The 24,206-nt window shown below is 64.5% G+C and carries 22 protein-coding genes; 16 read left to right on the forward strand and 6 right to left on the reverse strand.

Going from position 1 to position 24,206, the window contains the following annotated elements; translation table 11 throughout:
* Window positions 1–82: 82 nt before the first annotated feature.
* On the reverse strand, window positions 83–736 hold the full coding sequence (locus DFK10_RS10060) for a phosphatase domain-containing protein (protein ID WP_235866818.1): 654 nt from the start codon (window positions 734–736) through the stop codon (window positions 83–85).
* A 136-nt stretch (window positions 737–872) separates the two neighbouring features.
* On the opposite strand from DFK10_RS10060, the gene DFK10_RS10065 reads away from it, so the two are divergent.
* The 5 genes from DFK10_RS10065 to DFK10_RS10085 all read left to right on the forward strand — a co-directional run bounded on the left by DFK10_RS10065 (window position 873) and on the right by DFK10_RS10085 (window position 7,181).
* Window positions 873–1,793: a lysophospholipid acyltransferase family protein gene (locus tag DFK10_RS10065; RefSeq protein WP_235866819.1), complete on the forward strand. Its 921-nt coding sequence runs from the start codon at window positions 873–875 to the stop codon at window positions 1,791–1,793.
* 10 nt (window positions 1,794–1,803) lie between these two features.
* The gene (locus DFK10_RS10070; RefSeq protein WP_109388906.1) at window positions 1,804–3,063 is read left to right on the forward strand and encodes a 3-deoxy-D-manno-octulosonic acid transferase; all 1,260 of its coding nucleotides are present in this window, start codon (window positions 1,804–1,806) and stop codon (window positions 3,061–3,063) included.
* 96 nt (window positions 3,064–3,159) lie between these two features.
* Window positions 3,160–4,071, forward strand: a complete 912-nt coding sequence (locus tag DFK10_RS10075) for a pirin family protein (protein WP_109388907.1) — start codon at window positions 3,160–3,162, stop codon at window positions 4,069–4,071.
* 63 nt (window positions 4,072–4,134) lie between these two features.
* Complete coding sequence (locus tag DFK10_RS10080) at window positions 4,135–4,791, forward strand: ABC transporter ATP-binding protein (protein WP_109388908.1); 657 nt, start codon at window positions 4,135–4,137, stop codon at window positions 4,789–4,791.
* The gene (locus tag DFK10_RS10085; protein WP_109388909.1) at window positions 4,788–7,181 is read left to right on the forward strand and encodes an ABC transporter permease; all 2,394 of its coding nucleotides are present in this window, start codon (window positions 4,788–4,790) and stop codon (window positions 7,179–7,181) included. Before DFK10_RS10080 ends, DFK10_RS10085 begins: the two co-directional genes overlap by 4 nt.
* 39 nt (window positions 7,182–7,220) lie before the next feature.
* Here DFK10_RS10085 and DFK10_RS10090 read toward each other — a convergent pair whose 3' ends face one another.
* The 5 genes from DFK10_RS10090 to DFK10_RS10110 all read right to left on the reverse strand — a co-directional run bounded on the left by DFK10_RS10090 (window position 7,221) and on the right by DFK10_RS10110 (window position 12,191).
* Entirely contained in the window at window positions 7,221–8,645 is a 1,425-nt protein-coding gene (locus DFK10_RS10090; RefSeq protein WP_109388987.1) for an aldehyde dehydrogenase family protein, read from the reverse strand.
* Window positions 8,646–8,669: 24 nt separating this feature from the next.
* Window positions 8,670–9,635 carry an NAD(P)-dependent oxidoreductase gene (locus tag DFK10_RS10095; RefSeq protein ID WP_109388910.1) on the reverse strand — a complete coding sequence of 322 codons (966 nt, stop codon included), beginning with the start codon at window positions 9,633–9,635 and terminating at the stop codon, window positions 8,670–8,672.
* A 221-nt stretch (window positions 9,636–9,856) separates the two neighbouring features.
* Window positions 9,857–10,330, reverse strand: coding sequence for a thioesterase family protein (locus DFK10_RS10100; protein WP_109388911.1), 474 nt, complete (start codon window positions 10,328–10,330; stop codon window positions 9,857–9,859).
* Window positions 10,327–11,193, reverse strand: coding sequence for an amidohydrolase family protein (locus tag DFK10_RS10105; protein WP_109388912.1), 867 nt, complete (start codon window positions 11,191–11,193; stop codon window positions 10,327–10,329). The genes DFK10_RS10100 and DFK10_RS10105 overlap by 4 nt, the downstream gene beginning before the upstream one ends.
* Window positions 11,190–12,191: a nuclear transport factor 2 family protein gene (locus DFK10_RS10110; RefSeq protein ID WP_109388913.1), complete on the reverse strand. Its 1,002-nt coding sequence runs from the start codon at window positions 12,189–12,191 to the stop codon at window positions 11,190–11,192. Before DFK10_RS10110 ends, DFK10_RS10105 begins: the two co-directional genes overlap by 4 nt.
* A 126-nt stretch (window positions 12,192–12,317) precedes the next feature.
* On the opposite strand from DFK10_RS10110, the gene DFK10_RS10115 reads away from it, so the two are divergent.
* From DFK10_RS10115 to DFK10_RS10165, 11 genes are all read left to right on the forward strand, one after another.
* Entirely contained in the window at window positions 12,318–13,367 is a 1,050-nt protein-coding gene (locus tag DFK10_RS10115) for an ABC transporter ATP-binding protein (RefSeq protein ID WP_109388914.1), read from the forward strand.
* 66 nt (window positions 13,368–13,433) lie between these two features.
* Window positions 13,434–14,642, forward strand: coding sequence for an ABC transporter substrate-binding protein (locus DFK10_RS10120; protein ID WP_109388915.1), 1,209 nt, complete (start codon window positions 13,434–13,436; stop codon window positions 14,640–14,642).
* Between the two features lie 59 nt (window positions 14,643–14,701).
* A complete protein-coding gene (locus DFK10_RS10125) occupies window positions 14,702–16,231 on the forward strand; it encodes a GMC family oxidoreductase (protein ID WP_109388916.1) in 1,530 nt (509 codons plus the stop codon).
* Window positions 16,228–17,250 carry a carbohydrate ABC transporter permease gene (locus DFK10_RS10130; protein ID WP_109388917.1) on the forward strand — a complete coding sequence of 341 codons (1,023 nt, stop codon included), beginning with the start codon at window positions 16,228–16,230 and terminating at the stop codon, window positions 17,248–17,250. Before DFK10_RS10125 ends, DFK10_RS10130 begins: the two co-directional genes overlap by 4 nt.
* Entirely contained in the window at window positions 17,250–18,404 is a 1,155-nt protein-coding gene (locus DFK10_RS10135) for a carbohydrate ABC transporter permease (protein ID WP_217810124.1), read from the forward strand. The genes DFK10_RS10130 and DFK10_RS10135 overlap by 1 nt, the downstream gene beginning before the upstream one ends.
* 126 nt (window positions 18,405–18,530) lie before the next feature.
* The gene (locus DFK10_RS10140; RefSeq protein WP_109388919.1) at window positions 18,531–19,067 is read left to right on the forward strand and encodes an ester cyclase; all 537 of its coding nucleotides are present in this window, start codon (window positions 18,531–18,533) and stop codon (window positions 19,065–19,067) included.
* Window positions 19,068–19,072: 5 nt separating this feature from the next.
* Window positions 19,073–20,383 carry a histidinol dehydrogenase gene (hisD, locus tag DFK10_RS10145; RefSeq protein ID WP_109388988.1) on the forward strand — a complete coding sequence of 437 codons (1,311 nt, stop codon included), beginning with the start codon at window positions 19,073–19,075 and terminating at the stop codon, window positions 20,381–20,383.
* A complete protein-coding gene (locus DFK10_RS10150) occupies window positions 20,380–21,426 on the forward strand; it encodes an ester cyclase (protein ID WP_109388920.1) in 1,047 nt (348 codons plus the stop codon). The genes hisD and DFK10_RS10150 overlap by 4 nt, the downstream gene beginning before the upstream one ends.
* Window positions 21,426–22,187 carry an SDR family NAD(P)-dependent oxidoreductase gene (locus DFK10_RS10155; protein WP_109388921.1) on the forward strand — a complete coding sequence of 254 codons (762 nt, stop codon included), beginning with the start codon at window positions 21,426–21,428 and terminating at the stop codon, window positions 22,185–22,187. Before DFK10_RS10150 ends, DFK10_RS10155 begins: the two co-directional genes overlap by 1 nt.
* On the forward strand, window positions 22,187–23,206 hold the full coding sequence (locus DFK10_RS10160; RefSeq protein ID WP_109388922.1) for a LacI family DNA-binding transcriptional regulator: 1,020 nt from the start codon (window positions 22,187–22,189) through the stop codon (window positions 23,204–23,206). Before DFK10_RS10155 ends, DFK10_RS10160 begins: the two co-directional genes overlap by 1 nt.
* A complete protein-coding gene (locus tag DFK10_RS10165) occupies window positions 23,203–24,192 on the forward strand; it encodes a nuclear transport factor 2 family protein (RefSeq protein WP_109388923.1) in 990 nt (329 codons plus the stop codon). Before DFK10_RS10160 ends, DFK10_RS10165 begins: the two co-directional genes overlap by 4 nt.
* Window positions 24,193–24,206 lie beyond the last annotated feature (14 nt).

Genomic DNA, 24,206 nt, shown 5'->3' on the forward strand with positions numbered 1-24,206 from the left:
CCCCCCGGCCCCCGTCGGCCCGCCGGGCCGACTCCCCCGCGGTATTTTTGACCCAAAGAAGCCGGGGCCAGGGAAGCTGGGATCAGGCGGATTCGAACCTGGCTTGCAGGGCGTCGGCGTCGTAGTCATTGGTCAGCCAGGTTTCGAAATCCGTCTCGCCAGAGGCGGCGAAATCATCCAGCAACATGTCGAGAACGCCGGTCTTGGTCCATTTGAAGTGGATGTAGCGGGCCGAGAGCATTCGTCGCGCCTGCTCCAGAGGTTCGCCCTCGATGACCATCAGGTAGATTGCGCTGGCAAGCCCGGCCCTGTCGGCGCCGGATTTGCAGTGCAGCAGGAACGGGCGCTCGACGCTTCGAAACAGGGCGATCAGCTCGATCAGGGCGGATTTGCGAGGCGCGGCCCGTGACCGCAGCGATACCCCGTGCAAGGAGATGTCATGCCGTGCGCAGGCCTCCTGTTCGAGCAGGAACCACGGGGTCGGGGCGGTGCCGCGCAAGGTGATGATGCTGCGGATGCCCTTGGCGGCCAGTTGGGCGATACGGGCCTCGTCAGGGTAGTTCGATCGCCAGGCCCCCGGCGCGAATTGCGACTGGTTGTGCCAGAGGTTGCGCAGGAGCCCGTGGTCGATCCAGTGAACGAAGCGGCGGGCGGAGCGGCGGTCGGACTCGGTGTCGAGGGTTTCGGGGCGCAGGCCCTTGCGCCACTGCCGCAATCTTGTTCTGAGCGATGTCATCGGGGCCCTGTCCGTCGTCGCGATCGGGGGTCCATAGCCCGCCGGGGCGGTCACGACAACCGTTTGCGTATGCGGCAGGAGGTTCCGCCGGTGCGGGCTTGGTGCTATTGCGGAGCGCGTAGAGCAGGAGGGCGGCATGACCGACGAGGCGGTCAGCATGGGAGAAAGGCTGGAATACGCGGTGGTGATGGCCGTGCTGGGGGTGTTGCGCCTGCTGCCCTATCGCCTGCGCGTGCGCCTCGCGGGGCGGGTCATGGTGTGGCTTTCGGGTCCGCTCGGGCTGCGCCGGCGGGTGCGGGCCAACCTGGCCCTGGTGCAGCCAGATCTGGCCAGCGACACGGTCGCCGCTCTGGAACGGGCGGTGCCCGACACGATCGGCCGGGTCTTCGCGGAGGTCTTTTCGCCCGAGGGGCTGGCTGCGCAGGCGCGCGGCGCGCCGATCACCGGCGACGGGGCCGAGGCACTGGAGAGAGCGCGGCGGGCCGGGCGACCCGTCATCGTGGTGTCCGGCCATATCGGCAATTACGACGCCTTCCGCACCGCGCTGATCCTTGAGGGGCATCGGGTGGGGGCGCTCTATCGTCCGTTCAACAACCGGCTTTTCGACCGGCGTTACCGTGCCGCGATGGAGGCCAATGGCGGCGTGCTGTTCGCGCGAGGGCAACAGGGCATGGCGGACATGGTCCGGCACCTGCGCGGCGGCGGGGTGTTGGCCATCCTGATCGACCAACACATGGACCAGGGCGCGCCGCTGCGTTTCTTTGGCAAGACCGCCATGACGGCGACTTCGGTGGCCGATCTCGCCCTGAAATACGATGCGGAGCTTCTGCCGGTCTATGGCATCCGACGCCCCGATGGGATCGGCTTCGATCTGATCGCCGAAGCGCCGGTCGCCCATTCCGACCCGCTGACAATGACCCAGGCGCTCAATGACAGCCTCGAACGCCAGGTACGGGCGCATATGGGGCAGTGGATCTGGACGCATCGCCGCTGGAAGGCGCCGCGTAACCGGCTGGGTCGTGGTGCCGCGCGTGGCAACCGTCCGGGTGCGGGCTAGGGAGGCGGCGATGTCATTCTCCATTCTTCACAGGCTCTACATGATTGCCAGCCGGTTCACCGGGCCGGGCTTCGCTCTTTGGCAACGCCGGGCGCTGGCCAACGGCAAGGAGGATCCCGACCGCGCCGACGAACGCTGGGGGCATCCGGGCCGGGAGCGGCCCGAGGGGCGCCTTGTCTGGTTCCATGCCGCCAGTGTCGGCGAGACCCAGTCGATCCTGCCGCTGATCGAGCGGCTTCTGGCCACGGTGCCGGATGTGCAGGTGATGGTGACCTCGACGACGCGCAGTTCTGCCCGGATGCTGGCGCATGACCTGCCGCCGCGGGCCTTTCACCAGGTCGCCCCCTATGACACCAAGCGGGTCTGCCGCCGGTTCCTTCAGCATTGGCAGCCCAATGTGGCGGTCTGGGTGGAAAGCGAGCTTTGGCCGCGGATGCTCTACGAGGTGGCGCGGCGCGACGTGCCGATGCTTTTGCTGAATGCGCGGGTTTCAGCCCGGACCGCAGATCGGTGGCGTCGCTTTGCGGCCACCGCGCGGGTGCTTCTGGCGCCGTTCCGGCAGATCCACGTGCAGGAAGAGACCACCTTGAATGCCATGCGATCCATCGGGGTCGATGGGGACCGGGTGCGCCTGACCGGGGCCCTCAAACAGGATCGGCCTCCGTTGTCCTGCGATCCAGAGGCTCTGGCGCACTTGCGTGCTGTGATCGGGACACGGCCGGTCTGGTGCGCGGCGTCCACCCATGCTGGCGAGGAAGAGGTGGTGTTGGAGGCCCATGCCCGGATCGGCGGGCTTCTTGTCCTGGTGCCGCGTCATGCCGAGCGGGCCGAGGAGGTCGCCGCGATGGTCCAGGGGCGCGGGTTGAACCTGGCGCAGCGCAGCAAGGGCGAAGAGCCGGACGCCAACACGGATGTTTACCTGGCCGACACGATGGGCGAAATGGGGCTCTGGTTCCGGCTGGCACCTGTCTCGTTCATCGGCGGGTCGCTGGAGCGGGTCGGCGGGCACAACCCCTATGAACCGGCGCAGTTGGATTCTGCGATGCTCTTCGGTCCGCATGTCTACAATTTCCAGGAGATCTATGCCGCGCTGGAGGCCGAGGGTGGAGCTATCCCGGTGAGCGGAGCCGAGGATCTGGCCGAGGGCGTGCAACGCTTGCTTGCCGGCGATCATCGGGCCGTGGCGCGGTCCGCGTCGACGGTTGTGCGCCGTTCGCAAGGGGCAACCGAGGCGGCTTTGGCAGCGATCCTGGAGCAGCTGGCCTATTGATCTGTGCGCCCATGCACAGGGACGGTTGGGCGGTGTGGCTTGTGACAGCGGGTGCGCGCGACCTAGATCATGGGCGTCAAGCTACAGGAGGCTTTCATGTCCATCCGTCCCACGATCGAGACCCGCAAGGCCGTCCCCACCATGGAAGGGGCCGGCGTGCACCTGCATCGGGCTTTCGGGTTCCAGGACCCGTCCGAGCTGGACCCGTTCCTGCTCTTCGATGATTTCCGCAACGAGGTGCCCGAGCACTACATGCGCGGTTTTCCCTGGCATCCGCACCGGGGCATCGAAACCATCACCTATGTGCTTAACGGCACGGTCGAGCATGGCGATTCCCTTGGCAATACCGGCACTTTGGGCGCAGGCGATGTGCAATGGATGACCGCCGGATCGGGCATCCTGCATCAGGAAATGCCGAAGGGAAACGCCAAGGGTCAGATGCACGGGTTCCAGCTCTGGGGCAATCTGCCCTCGGCGCAGAAGATGACCGCGCCGCGCTACCAGGACGTGCAGGCCAAGGATATCCCCGAGGTGATCGACGATGACGGCACTGTCGTGCGGGTGATCGTCGGTGAATTCTGGGGCAAGACCGGCCCGGTCGACGGCATCGCCGCCGATCCGCAATACCTCGACATCTCGATCCCACCGGGCGTGAAGAAGACTTTCCGGATCGACACCTACCGCCGTGCCTTTGCCTATGTCTTTGCCGGGCAGGGGGCCTTTGTCGATGCCAGCGCGCCGTCTGGCGTGCTGCTGGAAAAGGAGGTCATGGGCCAGGAGGTGAATATCCGTGACATGTCGGGCGACCGCACGCTGGTCCGCTTCGGCACCGGTGACGAGGTCACGGTGCAGGCTGGCGAAGAGGGCGTGCGTTTTCTTTTGATCTCGGGTGCGCCGATCGAGGAACCCGTGGCCTGGCATGGCCCCATCGTGATGAACACGCAGGCAGAGTTGCAACAGGCGATGCGCGACCTGCGCAACGGCACCTTCATCAAGCCGGCCCACTAGGCAGGATTTTCGCCTTTCATTCGCGCCCCTTTGGCATAGCTTCTTTGCCAGAAGGGGGCGCGCATGTTGCTGTCGGTCGAGAACCTGTCGAAATCCTATCCCGGCCCGGAAGGCCCAGTGCCGGTGTTGCGCGGGGTGGACCTGCAAGTGCAGGCGGGCGCAACCTTGGCGCTGCGCGGCGAATCCGGGTCGGGGAAAAGCACGCTCTTGCATCTTGTCGGTGGGCTGGACCGGGCCGATGGCGGGCGGATCGTCATTGACGGACAAGAGGTGACGGCGCTGGATGACGCGGGCCGCGCGGCGCTGCGGCGCGAAACGATCGGCATCATATTCCAGCAGTTCAACCTGATCCCGTCGCTGACGGTCGCCGCGAATATCGCCTTTCAGGCGCGGCTTGCCGGGCGGCACGATGCGACCCGTGCCGCAGAGCTGGCCGAGGCGCTTGGACTGACGGAGCAGCTGGACAAATACCCGGAACAGCTTTCGGGCGGGCAGCAGCAGCGGGTCGCCATCGCCCGGGCGTTGGCAGCACGGCCCGCGCTGGTTCTGGCCGATGAACCCACCGGCAACCTGGACGAAGACACCGCCGCAGTGGTCATGGACCAGATGTTGTCGCTTGTCACCGAGACCGGCGCGGCGCTGATGATGGTGACGCATTCGCCGGACCTCGCCGGGCGGCTGGGGCGGCAATTGCACCTCAGGCAGGGGCGGCTGGCATGACTGCGGCGGGCCTTGCGGCGCTGTGGTCGCATTGGCGGCGCAATCCGCTGCAATTGTTCACGCTGGTGGCGGGGCTGGCGCTGGCCACGGCGCTGTGGTCGGGGGTGCAGGCGCTGAACGCGCAGGCCCGGTCCAGCTATGACGCGGCGGCGGCGGTTCTGGGAGAAGGACGGTTCGATCAACTGGTGCCCCGCGTGGGCGATACGATACCGCGCGACACCTACCTTGCCCTGCGCGAGTCCGGCTGGCTGGTCTCGCCCGTTCTGGAGGGACCGCTGCGGGCCGATGACGCCCGGATTCGGATTGTGGGGGTCGATATCCCCTCGGTGCCACGCTGGGCGGGGTCGGATGCGCAGGATCAAAGGGCCGACAGCCCGCGGCAAGACCGGGACGCGATTTTCGCGCATCCCGGTATCGTGGACGCCTTGGCCGGGATCACCGAGTATCCGGTGATCGCCAATCCGGACATGGCGCCCGATACCGCCATGACGGACATTTCCGTCGCCGAGACGCTTCTGGACCGCCCGGATGCGCTGACCCGCCTTGTCGTTGCCAGGGTGCAGCCCCTTGGACTTCCCGATATCGCGACCGTCGCCCCCGATCTTGTCAGGCGTGCGGCGCGGCAGAGTTCCGACATTGACCAGTTGACCGACAGTTTCCACCTGAACCTGACTGCCTTCGGACTGCTCAGCTTCGCGGTGGGCATCTTCATCGTGCATGGTGCGATCGGGCTCGCCTTCGAGCAGCGCCGCGCCATGATCCGCACATTGCGCACGCTGGGCCTGTCGTTGCGGCGGATCATGCTGCTGATTGCGCTGGAGCTTCTGGCGCTGGCGGTGATTGCCGGTGCGCTTGGCGTTGCGATGGGCTACGCACTGGCGGCCACGCTGCTGCCGGACGTGGCGGCGACCCTCGAAGGGCTCTACGGCGCACAGGTCGCGGGCGTCTTGCAGCTTGACCCGGCGTGGTGGCTGTCGGGTCTGGGCATCGCGCTTGCGGGGGCGGTTCTGGCCGGCGCGGGCGCGTTCTGGACCATCGCCCGCATGCCGATCCTGGCGACCGGGGCGCGGGCCTGGGCCGTTGCCAGCGGACAGCGACGAGGCTGGCAGGGGATTCTGGCGGTCGTTCTCGTGGGTCTCGCCGGGTTTGGCCCGGTTCTGGGGGGCGGATTGCTGGCGGGTTTCGCGAGCCTGGCGTGCCTGCTTCTGGGTGCTGCGCTGGCGCTGCCGCTGGTGCTGGACGGTCTGCTGGCGCTGGGCGAGCGGCGGGCACAGGGTGTGCGCACGCAGTGGTTCCTGGCCGATACGCGCCAGCAATTGCCGGGATTGCGCCTGGCCCTGATGGCGCTTTTGTTGGCGATGGCAGCCAATATCGGGGTCTCGACCATGGTATCCAGCTTTCGCCTGACCTTTACGGGTTTCCTCGATCAGCGTCTTTTCGCGGACCTCTACGTCGAGACAGATGACACGGCACAGGGCGCCGCGCTGCAACGGATCGTGGCCGACCGGACCCGCGCGGTCTTGCCGATCCAATGGGTCGACACGCAGGTGGCGGGCCAACAGGCAGAAATCTACGGCGCCCGCGTCGCGCCCGCCTATGCCGAGAACTGGCAATTCATAGCTCGGGACGGGTCCGTCTGGGACCGCGTTGCAGCGGGCGAGGCGGCGATCATCAACGAACAATTGGCCCGGCGGGCAGACCTGTGGCCGGGGGATGGCGTGACCCTGTCCCCGGGCCGGACCTTGCCCATTGCCGGGGTGGTCGGCGATTACGGAAACCCGATCGGGCAGGTCGTGATCGGCGAGCCGCTATTCCAGCGCCTGTTTCCTGACGTGGCCCCCGAACGGTTCGGGCTGGTCACCGACGATCCCGACGGCCTGCGCGCGGTTCTGGAAACCGAGCTGGGCCTGTCTCAGGGCCAGATCACCGATCAGGCGGCGCTCAAGGCGTTTTCGCTGGACGTGTTCGAACGCACCTTCACCGTGACGGCCGCGCTCAACGTGCTGACGCTGTCGGTGGCAGGGTTCGCCATCCTCATGAGCTTGCTGACCCTTGCGGCCATGCGGGTCCCGCAACTGGCCCCGGCCTGGGCGCTGGGCATGACCCGGCGCAGCCTGGGGCGGCTGGAAGTTCTGCGCGCCGTTGTCCTGGCCGCATTGACGCTGCTCGTGGCGCTGCCGCTGGGGCTGGCACTGGCCTGGATGCTGCTGACCGTCATCAATGTCGAGGCCTTTGGCTGGCGCCTGCCGATGTACCTGTTTCCCGGCGACTACGCGGTGCTGGGCGGCTTGTCGGTGTTGGCGGCCCTGCTGGCCGCGCTGTGGCCGGCGCGCCGGTTGGCCCGAACCCCGCCGTCGGACCTTCTGAAGGTGTTTGCCAATGAAGGCTAGGGCAACGGACCTCATGCGGCGGGCGCCGACAGCTGCCCCCTAGGGACGGTGCAGCGTCTTCACCTCCTGGTAATCTTCGAGGCCGAACCGGCCGCCTTCGCGGCCATTGCCCGATTGCTTGTAGCCCCCGAAAGGTGAGCCGTAATTGAAGGCGCCGCCGTTGATATGCACGGCGCCTGCCCGCAACCGCGTCGCCACCCGTTCGGCGCGGTCCATGTCGCCACACTGGATATAGGCGGCCAGTCCGTAGGGCGTGTCATTGGCGATCCGGATGGCGTCCTCTTCGTCCTCGAAGGGGATGATCACCAGCACCGGGCCAAAGATTTCTTCCTGCGCGATGGTCATGTCGTTGCGGACATCGGCGAAGATCGTGGGCCGCGCATACCATCCGGTTTCCATCCCCTCGGGCTTGCCCGGCCCGCCGGTGACCAGCCGCGCGCCTTCGGAAATGCCGGTCTCGATCAGCGCCTGCACCCGGTCATATTGCAGCTTGTCGAAGAGCGGGCCGATATGGTCGCCCTCCTCAGCCGGGTCGCCAACGGCGGTGGCGTCGGCGGCCTTGCGAGCGATCTCGACCGCCTCGTCATAGATTGTGCGCTCGACCAGAAGGCGGGTGGGTGCATCGCAGGACTGGCCTGAATTATACATGCATTCCGCGACCGACCCGGTCACGCGCTCTTGCAGGTCACAATCGGCAAAGACGAGATTGGGGGATTTGCCGCCCAGTTCCAGCGTGACACGCTTGATCGTCTCGGCGGCGTTGCGGGTGATGGCCCGACCCGCGCGCGTGGACCCGGTGAACGAGATCATCTGTATATCCGGGTGTCCGGACATGGCATTGCCTGCGCCGGGCCCATCGCCCTGGATCAGGTTGAACACACCGGGCGGCACGCCGGCCGCATCCAGGATCTCGGCATAGATCATGGCCGAGATCGGCGTGTGCTCGGACGGCTTGAGGATGCAGGTGCAGCCGGTGGCCAGCGCCGGAATGACCTTTAGCGCGATCTGGTTGATCGGCCAGTTCCACGGGGTAATCAGCCCGCAGACCCCGATCGGTTCGCGCAGCAGGGTGTCGCCGTTGGCCAGCTCTTCGCGTTCGGGGTGGTCGCGCAGGGCGGCGATGAAGGCCTCAAGATGGCCGATGCCGGATTCGGCCTGTTCGGCGCGGGCCATGGTGATCGGCGCGCCCATCTCCATGCGCATGGCCTGGGCAAGGTCCTCGTGGCGCTTTCGGCTTTCGTCGAGGACCAGCCCGAGCAGGTCCAGCCGGTCCTGCTTGCTGCTGCGCGAAAAGGCCTCGAAGGCCTGCACGGCAGCGGTCACGGCGCGGTCCACGTCCGTTTCATTGGCAAGGATCGTATCGCCGATGCGATCCTCCGTCGCGGGGTTCATCACCGGCATGGCTTGGTCGCTGTCCGGTGTCACCCAGCCGCCGCCGATGTAGAACCGTGCGAGGTTGTCCATATTCAAGTCGGCCATATCGCCCCCTTACTCTGCCGCCGTGGCGGGCTTGCCGGTGGGAATGACTTCGTAGCCCTCTTCCTCGGGCTCGTCATCGACCATTTCCGCTGGGAAACCCGGGGCCAGAACCTGGAGCCCCGTCGCGTCCTCCAGCCGCCGGATGATGTTGGGCGACAGTTCCCGCTCACCATAGCGGGCGATGCCGTCGTCGAGGATCTGCATCATCAGCGGGTTGATTTCCAGCGGCACCCCGGCGCGGTCGGCGACCTCCTGGAACAGGCCGATATCCTTTTTCACCAGATCCATCGTGAAGGAAATGTCGCGGCTGCCGTTCAGGATCACCTGGCTTTCGGTTTCGTGCACGAATGATGTGCCCGAGCTGATCTTGATCGCCTCGTAGGCGGTGTTCATGTCCATGCCAGCGGCCTTGCAGGTCACCAGTGCCTCGGCGCAGGACAGCAGGTTTGCGGTGGCCAGGTAGTTGGTCACGACCTTGAGAACCGAGGCACTGCCGATCTCGCCCGTATGCAGGATGCGACGACCCATCCGGGTCAGCAAGGGAAGAATGCGTTCAAAGGTCGCCCGGTCGCAGCCCGCAAAGATGGCGATATTGCCGGTATCCGCGCGGTGGCAGCCGCCCGAAACCGGACAATCCACCGCCGCACCGCCACGTTCGGTCACAAGCGCGCCGAGGCGTTTGACCTCGGCGGCGTCTGTGGTCGACATCTCCATCCAGATCTTGCCGGCGGTGACCTCGGGCAGCATCTGTTGCATCACCGCGTCGCTGGCGGCGGGACTGGGCAGGCAGGTGATGACCGCTTCGCAGTCGCGCATCAGTTGGGCGGGGCTCTCGCCGCGCGTGGCGCCCCGCGCCACGAACCCGTCGACGAAATCGCCGTTCAGGTCATGCACGGAAACGTCATGGCCGTTGCGCAGCAGGCTGCCGGCAAGTTTGGACCCGACATTTCCGAGCCCGATGAAGCCGATTTTCATGGTCTGTCCTCTCCCTGTTCGTGCCCCGCGTCGGGTGCCCTTTGCGGAACTATTCCCCAATCGGCGAACAGAGGAAAACGAAAAATCCGATACTCGGTATGACATGGGGAAAAGGGCCCTGCAAAACCGGCGCAGGGCCCCCACCATTCCCCAGTTGATCGTCAAAGCACTCGCTACCCGGCCGCGTGTATGCCCGAAACCTGTTAACGGAATGCTAAGGATCAGGCAGGTCGCCGCAGGGCAAGTGCTCGTGCCCGGTTCGGCAGTTGTGCGGCCGCGTCGGAAGACAGCCGGGCGGTGGCCAGTGCCGCTTGCACATCTTCGGGCATAGGCGCGGCATGCGGGCTGGGGTGCCTGGCCACGTGCAATTCGACGAACTCGCCAACCGCGACCAGTTCTTCACCTTCGAACATCTGCCCATGCAGTAGAAACCGCTTGGCATCGTGGTCCAGCACACGCATCTCGACCCGCAACGCGGCACCTTCCTTGACCTCGTGCAGGTAGCTCTTGTGGTCTTCAAGCAGGTAGATCGTGCAGCCGGTGCGGTCTCGATAGGAGGCGTCGACGCCTATCGCGTCCTGTACTGCATCCACCGCATAGCTGAAGATCAGCCCGTAATAGGCGTCCTGCATGTGGCCGTTATAGTCGATCCAATCCGGCCGGACGGTGGTTTGGTATCGGAAGACGCGGCTCATGGCAGGGCGTAGAAACGGGCGGCCGTGTCGTGGAAGATGACCTTGTGATCCGCGGCCGGAATGAGGCCGTCATAAGCCGCGATCAGCCGGGCATAATCGGAATAGAGGCTGTCGACCGGGAAGTTCGAGCCGAACATCGTCCGCGCCGCGCCGAACTGCTCCAGCACGGTTTCAACGATTGGCCGGATGCTGTCCCTCGTCCAGTCATGGTCGAACATGCCCAGCCCAGAGAGTTTGCAGGTCATGCCGGGGCGCTCGGACAGCAGGCGCAACCGATCCGACCAGTCCCGCAGGCCGGCGGCGCTGCGGTCATGGGGGCTGCCGGCATGGCACAGTGCCACGGGGGTATCGGGCGCCAAGTCCAGAACCCGGGCCATGCCCTCGTAAAGCTCGGGGATCAATTGCAGGTCGAAGGACAGGCCGCGGGCGCCGACCGCACGCAGCCCCTCGGCGAAACGCGGATCATCCAGCAGGTCATTGGTGCCGGTAACGGCATCTTCGCCCGGCGCACGGCCGACGATCTGGCGCACCCCGCGCACTGAGGGCAGTGTCTGCAGACGGTCCAGCTGCGCATCCCGGTCCGGGGCGGTCAGGTCGCAGAAGGCCACCTGTGCCAGCGGCCAGTCCGGGGTTGCATCGGCGACCGCCTGTATCCATTGCGCCTCGGCCCAGCCGTCCTCGGCCCCGACCTGGATATGGACCGAGGCGGCAAAGCCATCGGCATCGCGGCGGAATTCGTCGACCAGGTAGTCGCGCTGGATCGGGGCGGGGTCGCCAAAGAATCGTTCGACCCCTTGCGCCATCAGCCATGGGTAATGAACCTTGGACAGATCCCAAAGGTGATGATGCGCGTCGATCCTCATCCACCGATTCCCGTCGTCCGTTCCAGGATATCCACGCCCTGCGTCTTCCAGAAATGCAGCAGGTCGATGAAGATCCAGTTCTCGGCAAGTTTATCGCCTTCGCGGCGATAGATGTCGATGACCCGGAAATCGCCGGCCTGTCCGGTGGCGGGCATGCCCATGAAACCACCTGTGGGGCGCGCGGTGAAATTCGGCCAGCCGAAGAAACCGCCGTAATGCCCCTCGGCCATGCGGCAGACATGGCTGGTCTTGGAGCGGTCGGTGAAAGCCCCGCGGAAGACGCCGGAATGCTGCTTGGCATAGCGCTCGATCGTGTAGGTCGCACCGATCCCGGTCGGCCCCCACCAGATCATGTCATCGTGCCAGTTCCGGGCCAGTTCCTCTTCCAGCGGCAGGCCGGATTGCCATTGCCCGAGATCCGAGATCATGGCGTCGATGGCGGCCAGCGTCTTTTCCCCTTCCTCGGGGGGCTGGGCGTCGAACAAAAGTGCATCATGGGGCAGGGGGCCGGGCTGGATCATCTCTGCCCCGGTCTGCGGCGGGAAAGGATTCTGCCCGGCCTGCACCATCAGGTGCGGAATGTCGAAATACATCGCCGCCTCGGTGATCTTGCCATCCTCGACCCGGTTGAACTCGCAATAGCGCAGCATGGCGATCTTCCCGGTGGGGCGGATGCCCAGCCACGGTGCATCGAACAGCCCCATCAGGTGACCCATGGAGACCACCCAAGTGCTTTCGTGGTTGTCGACCTCGTTGGTTCCGGCCATGAAAACGTCCTGGCGCCGCTGCAACCGGGTCAGCGCTGATTTGAGCGGTGCCCAGAACTGCTCTGCAACGTCTGCTGCACCGTGCAGTTCGCCGAAGGGATAATAGCCACGCCACCGATAGTCGGGGCTGACGAATCCCGCCATGGCCTGCTCGACAGAGTCACCCGCGGCCCCGTCCAACGCTGCATAATACGTCTGAACGACCTCTTTTTGTGCTTGAAAATTCGTCATTTTCCCGTGCCTTACCCTCAATTTTGCATGCGTTTGCAAAAAATAGCTTGCCCAATCGCGCCGGTGGAGTCTAGCCTAATTGCAAACGTATGCAAAATACGTGAACTCAACAGGGGAGGTGGCCAGATGGCCGAAATCCAGTTGCGCGGCGTCTCAAAGCGCTGGGGCTCTTTCGTTGGTGTCGACAATTTCGACCTGACTATCGCGGATCGCGAATTCCTGGTGCTGCTTGGTCCCTCGGGCTGCGGTAAAACCACGACCATGCGGATGATCGCCGGACTGGAGGATCCCACCGATGGTGAGATCACCATCGACGGCAGGGTGATCAACGATCTTGAACCCAAGGACCGCGATGTGGCGATGGTGTTCCAGAGCTACGCGCTTTATCCGAACCTGAACGTATACGAGAACATCCGCTTCCCGCTGCGGGTTCGAGGCACGGATCCTTCTACCCACGATGAAAAGGTGCGCCGGGCCAGTGCGATGGTGGAACTGGACGAATTCCTGCACCGCAAGCCGGCGGAATTGTCTGGCGGCCAGCGCCAGCGCGTGGCGCTCGCGCGCGCCATCGTGCGCGAACCCAACGTGTTCCTGATGGACGAGCCGCTCTCGAACCTCGACGCGAAACTGAGGGTCAGCACCCGTGCGCAGATCAAGAACCTCAGCCATGAGCTGTCCGTCACAACGATTTACGTCACCCATGATCAGATCGAGGCGATGACCTTGGCCGACCGCGTCGTCGTGATGGAAAAGGGCATCGTTCAGCAGGTCGGCAGCCCGACCGAGATTTACGACCGGCCGGCCAATACATTCGTCGCAAGCTTCATCGGTTCGCCTGCCATGAACCTGATCGAGGGCAGCTGCGCGGGTGGAACCTTCAGCACCCAGAACACCGAGATCGCCGGGCTGGATGTGGCCGATGGACCGGTGACGCTGGGCTTCCGCGCCGAAGATGCCGAAGTGCGCGGCGAGGGCGGCCAGATCACCGCGCCGATCTACACGCTGGAATTGCTGGGTGATGCCACCATGGTCAGCGTGCGCATCGGCGGGGCGCTGGTTTCGGCCAAGGCCGACAAGTCGTTCCGTGCTGAAATCGGCGATATGGTCTCGATCCATGTCCCGAAAGAGCATTGCCACCTGTTCGACGCTGAATCGGGTGAGCGTATCGGGGGCTGATGCCCTCTTACCAACCGGGCTGCGACTGCAGGGCAGCCCGCAACCAAGCACAGGGAGAGATATCTCATGAAACTCAAGACCATCCTGATGGCAGGGGCGATGAGCGTCGCGGGCAGCGTGGCCACGGCAGAATGCGCCTTTGAAAACACCACCGAGCTACGCTCGCTGACCGCCGGGTTCGAAGCCTGGAAGGCCGTCACCGACGCCATGGCCGAATGCGGCAATTTCGAAGCCAACCTGGACCAGGAATTCCGCGAGAAGCAGCCCGAGGCCTTTGCCGCTGATCCGTCGCTCTACCATATCGGCGGCGTTGCCAACTCAACCATGATCCCGCTGCTCAATGCGGGCACGATCCGTCCGCTCAACGACCTTGTTGAGCAGTATGGCCAGAACCTGAAGCCGAACCAGCTGATCACCGTCGGCGGTGATATCATGGCCATCGCCATGATGGTGAACAACCAGCACCTGATGTACCGCGAAGATATCCTCGACGATCTGGGGCTCGATGTGCCGACCACCTATGACGAGGTGCTCGCCGCCGCTGCCGTCATCGAAGAGGCCGGCGTGGTGGACTACCCGCTGGGCGGCACCTTCATGACCGGCTGGAACCTGGGCGAGGAATTCGTGAACATGTATCTGGGCGAAGGTGGCCAGTTCGTTGACGACAACAACATGCCCACCATCAACAACGAGAGGGGCATTGCCAGCCTCGAAATGATGAAGGCCCTCACCGAATACATGGACCCGGAATACCTCGTGTCCGATTCCACCTACGTGCAGCAGCAGTTCCAGCAGGGCAAGATCGCGATGGCGAACCTGTGGGCGTCGCGCGCCGGTGCCATGAATGACGAAGCCGAAAGCCAGGTCGTGGGCCTGGTCAAGATGGCTTCGGCGCCCATGGGCTCCGAGGCGCCCGCCTCCTCGATCTGGTGGGATGGTATCGTGATCGCCTCAAACATCACCGACGAAGAGGCCGAGGCCGCCTTCCGCGTGGCCATGGAAGGCATCGACAGCGAAATGGTTCAGGCCAACCAGGAAGCCGCCGTGTGGCTTATCGACGGCTATGAGCCCGGTGATCTGGCTGCCGGTGCGGCCGCCACCGCCGCCAATGGCGCGCGTCCCTACCCGGCCTCGGGGGCCATGGGCATCATGCACACTGCCCTGGGCAATGGCATTGCCGACTACCTGAACGGCAACAAGGACGCCGAGACCACGCTGGCCGATATCGAAGCCGCCTACATGACGGCTGCCGAAGAAGCCGGCCTGATCGAATAATCCTCCCTCTCGGGGGCTGCGCGCGCCGTGGCCCCCGATCCAACCCTTCCGGAGCAACCATGACACAAGAATTCGATCATATCATCGTTGGGGCCGGTTCCGCCGGATGCGCCGTTGCCGCGCGTCTTGCCGAGCTGACCACGGATCGGATCTGCGTGATCGAAGCCGGTCCATCGGATGCGGACCTCCGCGTGAAGATGCCCTTTGGCCTTGTGAACCTTCTGGGCGGGCCACGAGACTGGGCGCGCAAGACCGTGCCGCAGGAAAACCTGGGGGGACGGCAGGTCTCGGTGCCGCGTGGCAAGATGCTGGGCGGGTCCGGGTCGATCAATTCCATGGCCTGGTTCCGGGGCCGGTCGGACGATTTCGACGGCTGGGAAACCCCCGGCTGGGGCTGGTCCGATGTCGCGCCGGCTTTTGAGGCGGTCGAGGGCGCCTTGCAGCCCCGGCGGCTAGCCAATCCTCATCCCCTGGCCGAGGGATTTGGGCGCGCCTTTGGTGGCAATGATCCACAGTCCGCGCCGACCCCTGAACGCCAGAGCGCCGGCGTCTGCCACGCCAACCTGCACGATGGCCGCCGCTGGTCGGCCGCCGATGCCTTTTTGCGCCCGGCGCAGAAAACGGGCCGTGTCGAGGTCATAACCGGAGCCGAGGTCGACAAGGTGGTGATGGACGGCGACCGTGCGGCAGGTGTTCTGTTGCGCGACGGGCGCAAGATCGCGGCCAACGCGGGTGTGATCCTGTCCGCGGGTTCGATCGAAACGCCGATGATCCTGATGCGCTCGGGTCTGGGCCCGGCAGCGCATCTGTCCGAGCGCGGCATCGACCCGGTGCGCGATATCCCCGGCATCGGGGCCAACCTGCACGATCATCCCGGCGTCGGCCTGCATTTTGCGGGGTCCGGTTCGGGCTATGGCCTCACGCTGTCGCAAATGCCGCGCTGGGCGCTGGCGCCTTTTGCCTGGGCCTTTGCCCGGCGTGGCGTCTTCGCATCGCCCACGGTCGAAGCCTGCGCGTTTTTCCGGGCCATGCCCGGCGAGGGACGCCCGGATGCGCAATGCCACTTCATTCCCTTCATGCTGGGCTGGAAGGGCAAGGCGATTACCTGGGGCGCGGGCTATTTCGCCGACGTGGTGGTCAGCCGACCTCGGTCCCGTGGCAGCCTGACACTGGGCGCGGACCGGTTCACACCGGCCATCGACCTCAACCTGCTGAGCGATCCCTACGATCTACAGGTGTTGATGAACGGCATCCCGCGCCTGCGCCAGATCCTGAAAGACGCGCCGCTTGACCCGCATCGCGCCCCCGAGGGCCACCCGGGTGAGTTGGTGACCGGCGATGCGCTGGAAACCTTCATTCGCAAGGGCTGCGGCACCGCCTACCACCCGGTCGGAACCGTGGCGATGGGCGAGAACGGGCCGCTTGCGGCCGACCTGTCGCTCAAGGGTGTCACCGGTCTGACCGTCGCCGACGCCTCGGTCATGCCAAAGGTCACGTCCGCCAACACCAACGCCCCGTCCATGATGATCGGCTGGCGCGCCGGAGGCTTCGTCGCCGACCGCGCCCGTGCCGCAAAGGAGGCCGCATGAAATTCAAGACCTTCGCCGCATTCGTCGGCCCGTCCATCTTCCTGATGCTGCTGTTCATCGCCTTTCCGTTGATCTCGGTCTTCTGGCAAAGCTTCAACGTCACCCAGCCGCTCTACGAACAGATCGAGGTCGAGAACTGCACGCCCGGCTTCCTGACCCAGACCTGCGAGACGGAAATACAGACCCGACCGATGCTGGATGAAAACGGCGACATCATCACCCGGACGGATTTCGTCGGCCTGCAAAGCTACCGCAACGTCCTGGAAATGGAGCGGTTCTGGACCGCCGTGAAGGACTGGTCCTGGTCCGGTATCCAGTCCATCGACTTCTGGAAGGCATTGCGCTTCACGCTGATGTTCACGCTTGTGACCTTGCCGCTTGTGGTGGGGTTCGGGCTGGCCATCGCACTTGTCATCAACAACGCGGCCAAGATGATCCGGGGGCCGGTGATCTTCCTGTCGCTGCTGCCCTTCATCATCACCCCGGTGATCGGCGCGCTGTCGATCAACTGGCTGTTCCGCGGCGACGGCATCCTGACCGCGCTGTTGGAATGGTGGCTGGCGCGCGATCTTGCGCTGTTCGCCCAGGCCTGGACGATCGAACTGATGATGATGTTCTACCGGGTCTGGCACGTGGCGCCCTTTGCCGCGATCATCTTCTATGCCGGGCTTCAGACCGTGAACCAGGATAGCCTGGAAAGCGCCGTGATCGACGGGGCCAACCGGTGGCAACGGCTGCGCCTGATCATCGTGCCGCACCTGATGCCGCTGATCATCTTCGTGGCGATGATCCACCTGATGGATACCTATCGCGTCTTCGAGGAGGTCGTCGGCTTCCGCAGCCAGGGCTATGTCATTTCTCTGCAATGGCTGACCTATGACTTCCTGACACCGAACGAGGCGGGGATCCGTTCGATCAGTCGTGCCTCTGCCTCGGCCATGCTGACCATGATCGGCATCGCCATCCTGCTCGTGCCGTTGCTCAAGCGCACGTGGCGTGACCACAAGGGGACACACTGATGACCGCGAAAGCCCTGCGCCAACCCGCCCCGCTGCGGATCCTGTCGAACACGTTCCTGGCCTTCTGGTGCCTGATTGCCGCCTTCCCGATCTTCTGGATCACGGTGATGAGCTTCAAGTCGCCGGTCGATGCCTTCGACAGCAACCCGCTGAACGTGATCTTCGGCCCCGCGACCCGCGCGGACGGGTCGGGCTGGTCCGTCGTGGATATCGTGCTGGGACTGGCGGTGGTCTATTTCACCGCCCGGCTGAGCGCCCGGCACCTGCCGCGCCTGGTCGAGCGATACAGCCCCAAGGGCTGGACCGTGCTGGGCTGGATCGTCGCAGCCCTGCTGGTCGGGGTGGGTTTCGTGGTGGTGTTCTTCGGGGCGCTGCCGGTGGTGACGGGGGTCCTGAACCCGTTGCTCGGACCGCTGGGGCGTGACGTGATCGGCGCCACGACCGAGCACTACCAGACCGTCTGGGTCGATCGCGGGTTTTCCAACAACTTCAAGAATTCGCTGATCGTGACCGCTGGGGTCGTGACCGTGTCGCTGACGGTCGGAACGCTGGCGGGCTACGGTCTGGCACGCTCGGGATCGACGCTGGCCTTCTGGATCCTGATCATCGCGCTGATCTTCCGGTCGCTGCCGCATTCGGTGCTAGTGGCGGGCTATCTGCCGGTCTTCATCAACTCGGCCGAATGGCTGTCCCCGATCCTGGGCGAGAACGCGCCAACGCTTTATGGCAAGCCCGCGGCGGTGATCGCGGTGCTGGTGGCGATCAACCAGCCCTTCACCATCTGGATGCTGCGCAGCTTCTTTTCCAATATCCCGGCTGATCTGGACGAGGCCGCGCGTGTCGATGGCTGTTCGCATTTCAAGGCTTTCCGGCTGGTCATCATGCCTGTCATGTGGCCGGGCGTGATCACCACGGGCCTGTTCAGCTTCCTTCTGGCCTATAACGACTTCCTGGTGACCTCGCTGCTGCTGGATGCTTCGAACCAGACAATGGTTCCGGCCATTGCCGGCATGTTCAACCGCGAGACAACGACGACCGACCAGGTGGTCGCCGTTGCCGCCGCCGTGTCGATCACCGCGCCGCTGTTCCTGCTTGTCATGGTGTTCCAGCGCCAGATCGTCAGCGGGCTGACCGCGGGGGCCGTCAAGGGATGAGCAGCGCTTTTCGCCATAGCGCGTCCGGCCGCCACCCCGCCCTGAACCGGATGCCGCGGGACTTCCTGTTGAAGAGGGGTGCTGCCTGCCGCGCCCCCTTCAATCCGACATGACAGGAGTGACCCGATGAGAGGTTCCCGACCCGAACAGGCCGTGCTGACGCGCGACACGGACATGAGCAAAACAGACGAGACCCGCGCCGTGATCGAGGCCATGGTCAACGGTCTGAACGACCATCGCATCGACGATATCGGCCAGTTCTTTGCGGACGGATTTCGCTGGATGGGCAATCAGGGCTGTGGCACGAAGACCGGCTTGGCCGAGTTCCAGGACAATTGGCAGCGCCCCTTTCAGGCGGCCTTTTCCGACAAGGTCTGCGTGGACGAGTCGAGGCTGTACATGGGCGAGTGGGCCGCCGCCTTCGGGCGTCAGGAAGCGTCCCATTCGGGCGACTTCATGGGCGTGGCGCCAACCGGCAAACGCGTGGAGATCCGCTACATGGATTTCTGGAAGGTCGAGGACGGCAAGATCACCGACAACTGGGTGATGGTCGATTTCCCGCATGTATTGGCCCAGCTGGGCGTGGACGTGTTCAACGGCCACGGCTGGGAGAGCTTTGACCGGGGAGAGCGCACGCCGCCCCGGCCCGAAAATGAAGGATGAAAGATATGGGCATTGAGTATCTCAAGAAGAGCAAACCCGAGGCTGAAAAGGCGGAAGAAGACGCCAAGGTGCGTGCCGTTGTCGAAGGCACGTTGAAGGATATCGAAACGCGGGGCGATGCCGCCGTGCGCGACCTGAGCCAGAAATTCGACGGCTATGCGCCAGAGAACTTCCGCCTGACGGAGTCCGAGATCGAGGCCGCGATGCAGAAGGTCTCTGCCCGCGACATGGAGGACATCAAGTTCGCCCAGGCGCAGATCCGCCGTTTTGCCGAGGCGCAGCGGGCATCCATGACCGATATCGAGGTCGAGACCCTCCCCGGCGTGATCCTGGGCCACAAGAACATCCCGGTGCAATCGGTGGGCTGCTACGTGCCCGGCGGCAAGTTCCCCATGGTGGCGTCGGCCCATATGTCCGTGCTGACGGCGAACGTGGCGGGCGTGCCGCGCATCGTCGCCTCGGCCCCACCTGTCAATGGGGAGCCGCATCCGGCTATCGTGGCTGCCATGCATATGGGCGGCGCGCATGAGATCTATGTGCTGGGCGGCATTCAGGCCGTGGGCGCCATGGCGATCGGCACTGAAAGCATCGACCCGGTGCATATGCTGGTCGGCCCGGGCAATGCCTTCGTGGCCGAGGCCAAGCGACAGCTTTTCGGTCGCGTCGGCATCGACCTCTTCGCCGGTCCGACCGAGACAATGGTCATCGCCGACGAAACCGTCGATGCAGAGATTTGCGCCACCGACCTGATCGGGCAGGCCGAACATGGCTTCAACTCTCCCGCTTGCCTGATCACCAACAGCCGCAAGCTGGCCGAAGAGACCATGGTCGAGTGTGACCGCCTTCTGGGCATTATCCCCACCGCCGAGACCGCCAGCGCGTCCTGGCGTGATTATGGCGACGTGATCGTTTGCGACAGCTATGACGAGATGCTGCAGGTCGCCAATGACATGGCCTATGAACACGTGCAGGTCATGACTGACCGCGACGATTGGTTCCTTGAGAACATGCACAGCTACGGCGCGCTGTTTCTTGGGCCGCGCACCAATGTCGCCAACGGGGACAAGGTCATCGGCACCAACCATACACTGCCGACGAAAAAAGCCGGGCGCTATACCGGCGGGCTCTGGGTCGGCAAGTTCCTCAAGACCCATTCCTACCAGAAGGTCACGACCGACGAGGCCGCCGCGCTGGTGGGCGAATACGGCTCGCGGCTGTGCATGCTGGAAGGCTTTGTCGGCCATGCCGAGCAATGCAATGTCCGCGTCCGCCGCTACGGTGGCAAGAACGTACCCTACGGCGAGGCCGCGGAATGAGTCATGCAGCGAACAAGGCAGCGCTGGAGCGTCTTCGATCCGCGCAGTACGATTGGGATTCCGGCGAAATCCGCGCTGCGCTGGACGCGATCTGCGCGCCCGATGCGGTGTTCAAGCTGGCCCATCCCTTCGGCAAGATGACGGGCGGGCAGGCCTTTCACGATCAAGCCCTGGCGGTGCTCCGCGCCGCCTGGCCGGATGTGGAACGCCGAGACTGGATCGTCATGGCCGGTACCGATGACCACGGCAATGATTGGGTCGGCTGCGGAGGGCACTTCATGGGCACTTTCGTTGCGCCCTTCCTGGACATCCCGCCCAGCGGCCATCTGGCGCATATGCGATTTCACGAATTCTACCGCCTCAAGGATGGCAAGGTCGTGGAATACCAGGCACTCTGGGACATTCCTGAAGTGATGATGCAGGCCAATGCGTGGCCCATGGCGCCCTCGTTGGGGCGTGAGTTCTGCGTGCCGGGCCCAGCGTCGGGCGATGGGCTGATCCGGGCTGAGCGCGACGACGAGCGCAGCCGTCAGAGCCAGCACATCATCGTGGACATGCTGGAGCATCTGAAGCGTCATCCCAGCGAAGGCGGCCCCGAGGTGATGGAGATGCCGCGCTTCTGGCACGATACGATGAACTGGTATGGCCCCGCCGGTATCGGCACCGGGCGTGGCATCGCCGGTTTTCGCAACTGGCACCAGATCCCGTTTCTTGCCGGCATGCCCGACCGTGGCAAATACGTGGACGATATCGTCTATCACTTCTTTGGCGACAATGATTACGTCGGTGTTACAGGCTGGCCGAACATGATCCAGACCGTCACCCATGATGGTTGGATGGGGATCGCGCCGTCGGGTAAGAAGATCACCATGAAGAGTCTCGATTTCTGGCGGCTGGAAAATGGCCGTATCCGTGAGAACTGGGTGATGGTGGACATCCTCGACGCCTACCTGCAACTGGGCGTCGATGTGTTTGCCCGCCTGCGCGAATTCAACAAGGCCCGTGTGCCTGGATCGGTGCCCTTCCCTGTGGGGGACGCCTGATGGATCTGCCCCGAACTCCCTCTTTCCGGCTGGATGGCAAACGCGCGCTGGTCACCGGCGCATCGTCCGGTATTGGCCTGGGTGCCGCCGTGGCGCTGGCCGAGGTGGGCGCGCATGTGGTCTGTGCCGCCCGTGGCATGGATCGCCTGACAGAGGCAGTTGCCGCCATGACGAAGGCCAGCATGAGTGCCGAGGCGCTGCCGCTTGACGTCGCCAGTTTCGAGGAATGCCGTGCCGCCTGCGCCGGGGCGCCCTTTGATGTGGTGGTCAATGCGGCCGGTCTGGCCCGCCATTCAGCGGCGCTGGAGACCCGGCCCGAGGATTATGATGCCGTCATGGGGGTGAACCTGCGCGGCGCCTATTTCCTGTCGACCGAAGCCGCGCGCGCGATGCTCGCGGCGGGGCAGGGCGGTTCGATCATCCATATCTCATCGCAGATGGCCCATGTGGGCGGCATCGACCGCGCGGTCTACTGTGCCTCCAAGCACGGTTTGGAAGGCATGATCAAATCAATGGCCATCGAGTGGGGCAGCGCCGGAATCCGCATCAACTCGATCTGCCCAACGTTCATCCGGACACCGCTCACGGAACAGACCTTTGACGATCCAGATAAGGTCAAGTGGATCGAGGACAAGATCAAGCTGGGCCGCGTCGGAGAGGTCGAGGACATCATGGGCGCGGTGGTCTATCTGGCCGGTGATGCCTCGGCGATGGTCACGGGCACCTCCCTTCTGGTCGACGGCGGGTGGACGGCAGAGTAATGGAACGTGCCAAGGTCACATCAGCAGACGTCGCCGCCCGCGCTGGGGTCAGCCAGTCGGCCGTCAGCCGCGTTTTTACGCCGGGCGCGTCGGCCTCGCCCAAGACGGTCGAGAAGGTGCGCCGCGCAGCCGATGAGTTGGGCTATCGCCCCAATGTGCTGGCGCGCGCCATGGTGTCCGGCAAAAGCCGCATCATCGGCTTGGTCGTGGCCTATCTTGAAAACCAGTTCTACCCGGTGGCCTTGGAGCGACTGTCCAACGCGCTTCAGGCGCAGGGCTATCACATCCTGATATTCACCGCGACGAACTCGATCGACGGGGCGGATGCGGTGGTGCAGGAATTGATGGACTACCAGGTCGACGGGATCATCACGGCCTCGGTCGCAATCAGCTCCACTCTGGCCGACAGTGCCAATGCGGCTGGAATCCCGGTTGTCCTGTTCAACCGCGGGCAGGATGACAGCGGCTTTTCCTCGGTCACCTCGACCAATTTCGAGGGCGGGCGCAAGGCCGCGGAATTCTTGCTGGCAGGTGGGCATGAACGGATTGCCCATATTGCCGGCTGGCAGGGCAGCTCGACCGGACGCGACCGACAGGCCGGGTTCCTGTCGGTGTTGCAGAGGGCTGGCGTCACGCCCTTTGCCATGGTCGACGGCATGTACAAACACGAGGTCGCCACGGAGTGCGCCCGGCAATTGATCGCTGGCAGCACCCGGCCCGACGCAATTTTCGTCGGCAATGACCACATGGCCTTTGCAGTCATGGATGTGCTGCGTCAGGCCGGGCTGGAACCGGGAAAGGATGTCTCGGTCGTGGGCTATGATGATGTGCCGTTGGCGGGGTGGGCCGCCTATGACCTGACCACGATCCGCCAGCCGGTGAACCGGATGGTCGATGCCGCCGTGGAGACGATCCTTGCGCAGATCGAAACCCCCGGCACCGCACCGCAACAGATCGAAATCGAGGGCAAGCTGATCCTGAGAAGCTCGGCCCGCATTCCCGAAGGATGGACACAATGAAAGGGTTCGACCCGAAATTCACCGATTTCCCCGATTACATCATCGGAATCACTAAGGAGATCTGGGAAGATCGAGGCATTGCCACGCTGCACGACTATTACGCGCCGGAGATCGTCGTGCGCTCACCGGCCTCGGTTGTGGTGGGCAATCAGGGCGTGATCGCCGCCACCATGGCCACGCTGGCCGAATTCCCGGATCGTGAGCTTCTGGGCGAGGACGTGATCTGGTCCGGCACACCGGAACAGGGGATGCTGTCCAGCCATCGGATCATCTCGACGGCGACCCATACCCGCGATGGGGTTTATGGCGCGGCTTCGGGGGCGAAACTGCAATACCGGATTCTTGCCGATTGCCATGCTAAGGACAATGCAATCGACGACGAATGGCTGATCCGCGACCAGACCGCGATCGTGAAGCAGATTGGTTGGGACCCGCAGGACTATGCCCGCGACCTTATCGCGCGCGAAGGCGGGCCAGAGGCTTGCGTCCGGCCACTGACCCCCGAAACCGACAGGCCGGGCCCCTACAAGGGCCACGGAAACGATAATGAATGGGGGCAGCGCCATGCCGAGCTTCTGACCCGGATCATGGGCGCCGATATGCGCGCGATCGAGGCCCAGTATGACCGCGCCGCGAACGTGCATTATCCGGGCGGCGAAATCGGCCATGGCTGGGCTGCGGCAGATGGATTCTGGATGGGGCTGCGGGCGGCCTTCCCCGATGCCGAATTCCGTATCGAGCACCAGATCGGTCGCACAGATCCGAACATGCCGCCCCGCTCGGCGATCCGCTGGTCTTTGCACGGCACCCATTCGGGCTGGGGCGCGTTCGGCGTGCCGACCGGGGCCAAGGTCTACCTGCTGGGCATCAGCCACGCGGAATGGGGGGAACTGATCACCGGTCAGGTCAAACTGCGCCGGGAATGGACCCTGTTCGACGAGACCGCGATCTGGAAACAGATCCTTTTGCAGACAGGTGCCCTTTAATGCACCAACCCGAG

Origin of the sequence: Salibaculum griseiflavum, from assembly GCF_003129565.1 — a bacterium.
GTDB lineage: Bacteria > Pseudomonadota > Alphaproteobacteria > Rhodobacterales > Rhodobacteraceae > Salibaculum > Salibaculum griseiflavum.

Bases quoted from the DNA above. Each gene is read 5' to 3' on its own strand.
- DFK10_RS10095 (WP_109388910.1), bottom strand. From the start codon at position 9,635: ATGAAAATCGGCTTCATCGGGCTCGGAAATGTCGGGTCCAAACTTGCC.
- DFK10_RS10160 (WP_109388922.1), top strand. From the start codon at position 22,187: ATGGAACGTGCCAAGGTCACATCAGCAGACGTCGCCGCCCGCGCTGGG.
- DFK10_RS10130 (WP_109388917.1), top strand. From the start codon at position 16,228: ATGAAATTCAAGACCTTCGCCGCATTCGTCGGCCCGTCCATCTTCCTG.
- DFK10_RS10065 (WP_235866819.1), top strand. From the start codon at position 873: ATGACCGACGAGGCGGTCAGCATGGGAGAAAGGCTGGAATACGCGGTG.
- DFK10_RS10070 (WP_109388906.1), top strand. From the start codon at position 1,804: ATGTCATTCTCCATTCTTCACAGGCTCTACATGATTGCCAGCCGGTTC.
- DFK10_RS10115 (WP_109388914.1), top strand. From the start codon at position 12,318: ATGGCCGAAATCCAGTTGCGCGGCGTCTCAAAGCGCTGGGGCTCTTTC.
- DFK10_RS10100 (WP_109388911.1), bottom strand. From the start codon at position 10,330: ATGAGCCGCGTCTTCCGATACCAAACCACCGTCCGGCCGGATTGGATC.
- DFK10_RS10135 (WP_217810124.1), top strand. From the start codon at position 17,250: ATGACCGCGAAAGCCCTGCGCCAACCCGCCCCGCTGCGGATCCTGTCG.
- DFK10_RS10105 (WP_109388912.1), bottom strand. From the start codon at position 11,193: ATGAGGATCGACGCGCATCATCACCTTTGGGATCTGTCCAAGGTTCAT.
- hisD (WP_109388988.1), top strand. From the start codon at position 19,073: ATGGGCATTGAGTATCTCAAGAAGAGCAAACCCGAGGCTGAAAAGGCG.
- DFK10_RS10075 (WP_109388907.1), top strand. From the start codon at position 3,160: ATGTCCATCCGTCCCACGATCGAGACCCGCAAGGCCGTCCCCACCATG.
- DFK10_RS10085 (WP_109388909.1), top strand. From the start codon at position 4,788: ATGACTGCGGCGGGCCTTGCGGCGCTGTGGTCGCATTGGCGGCGCAAT.
- DFK10_RS10140 (WP_109388919.1), top strand. From the start codon at position 18,531: ATGAGAGGTTCCCGACCCGAACAGGCCGTGCTGACGCGCGACACGGAC.
- DFK10_RS10090 (WP_109388987.1), bottom strand. From the start codon at position 8,645: ATGGACAACCTCGCACGGTTCTACATCGGCGGCGGCTGGGTGACACCG.
- DFK10_RS10110 (WP_109388913.1), bottom strand. From the start codon at position 12,191: ATGACGAATTTTCAAGCACAAAAAGAGGTCGTTCAGACGTATTATGCA.
- DFK10_RS10155 (WP_109388921.1), top strand. From the start codon at position 21,426: ATGGATCTGCCCCGAACTCCCTCTTTCCGGCTGGATGGCAAACGCGCG.
- DFK10_RS10060 (WP_235866818.1), bottom strand. From the start codon at position 736: ATGACATCGCTCAGAACAAGATTGCGGCAGTGGCGCAAGGGCCTGCGC.
- DFK10_RS10150 (WP_109388920.1), top strand. From the start codon at position 20,380: ATGAGTCATGCAGCGAACAAGGCAGCGCTGGAGCGTCTTCGATCCGCG.
- DFK10_RS10165 (WP_109388923.1), top strand. From the start codon at position 23,203: ATGAAAGGGTTCGACCCGAAATTCACCGATTTCCCCGATTACATCATC.
- DFK10_RS10125 (WP_109388916.1), top strand. From the start codon at position 14,702: ATGACACAAGAATTCGATCATATCATCGTTGGGGCCGGTTCCGCCGGA.
- DFK10_RS10120 (WP_109388915.1), top strand. From the start codon at position 13,434: ATGAAACTCAAGACCATCCTGATGGCAGGGGCGATGAGCGTCGCGGGC.
- DFK10_RS10080 (WP_109388908.1), top strand. From the start codon at position 4,135: ATGTTGCTGTCGGTCGAGAACCTGTCGAAATCCTATCCCGGCCCGGAA.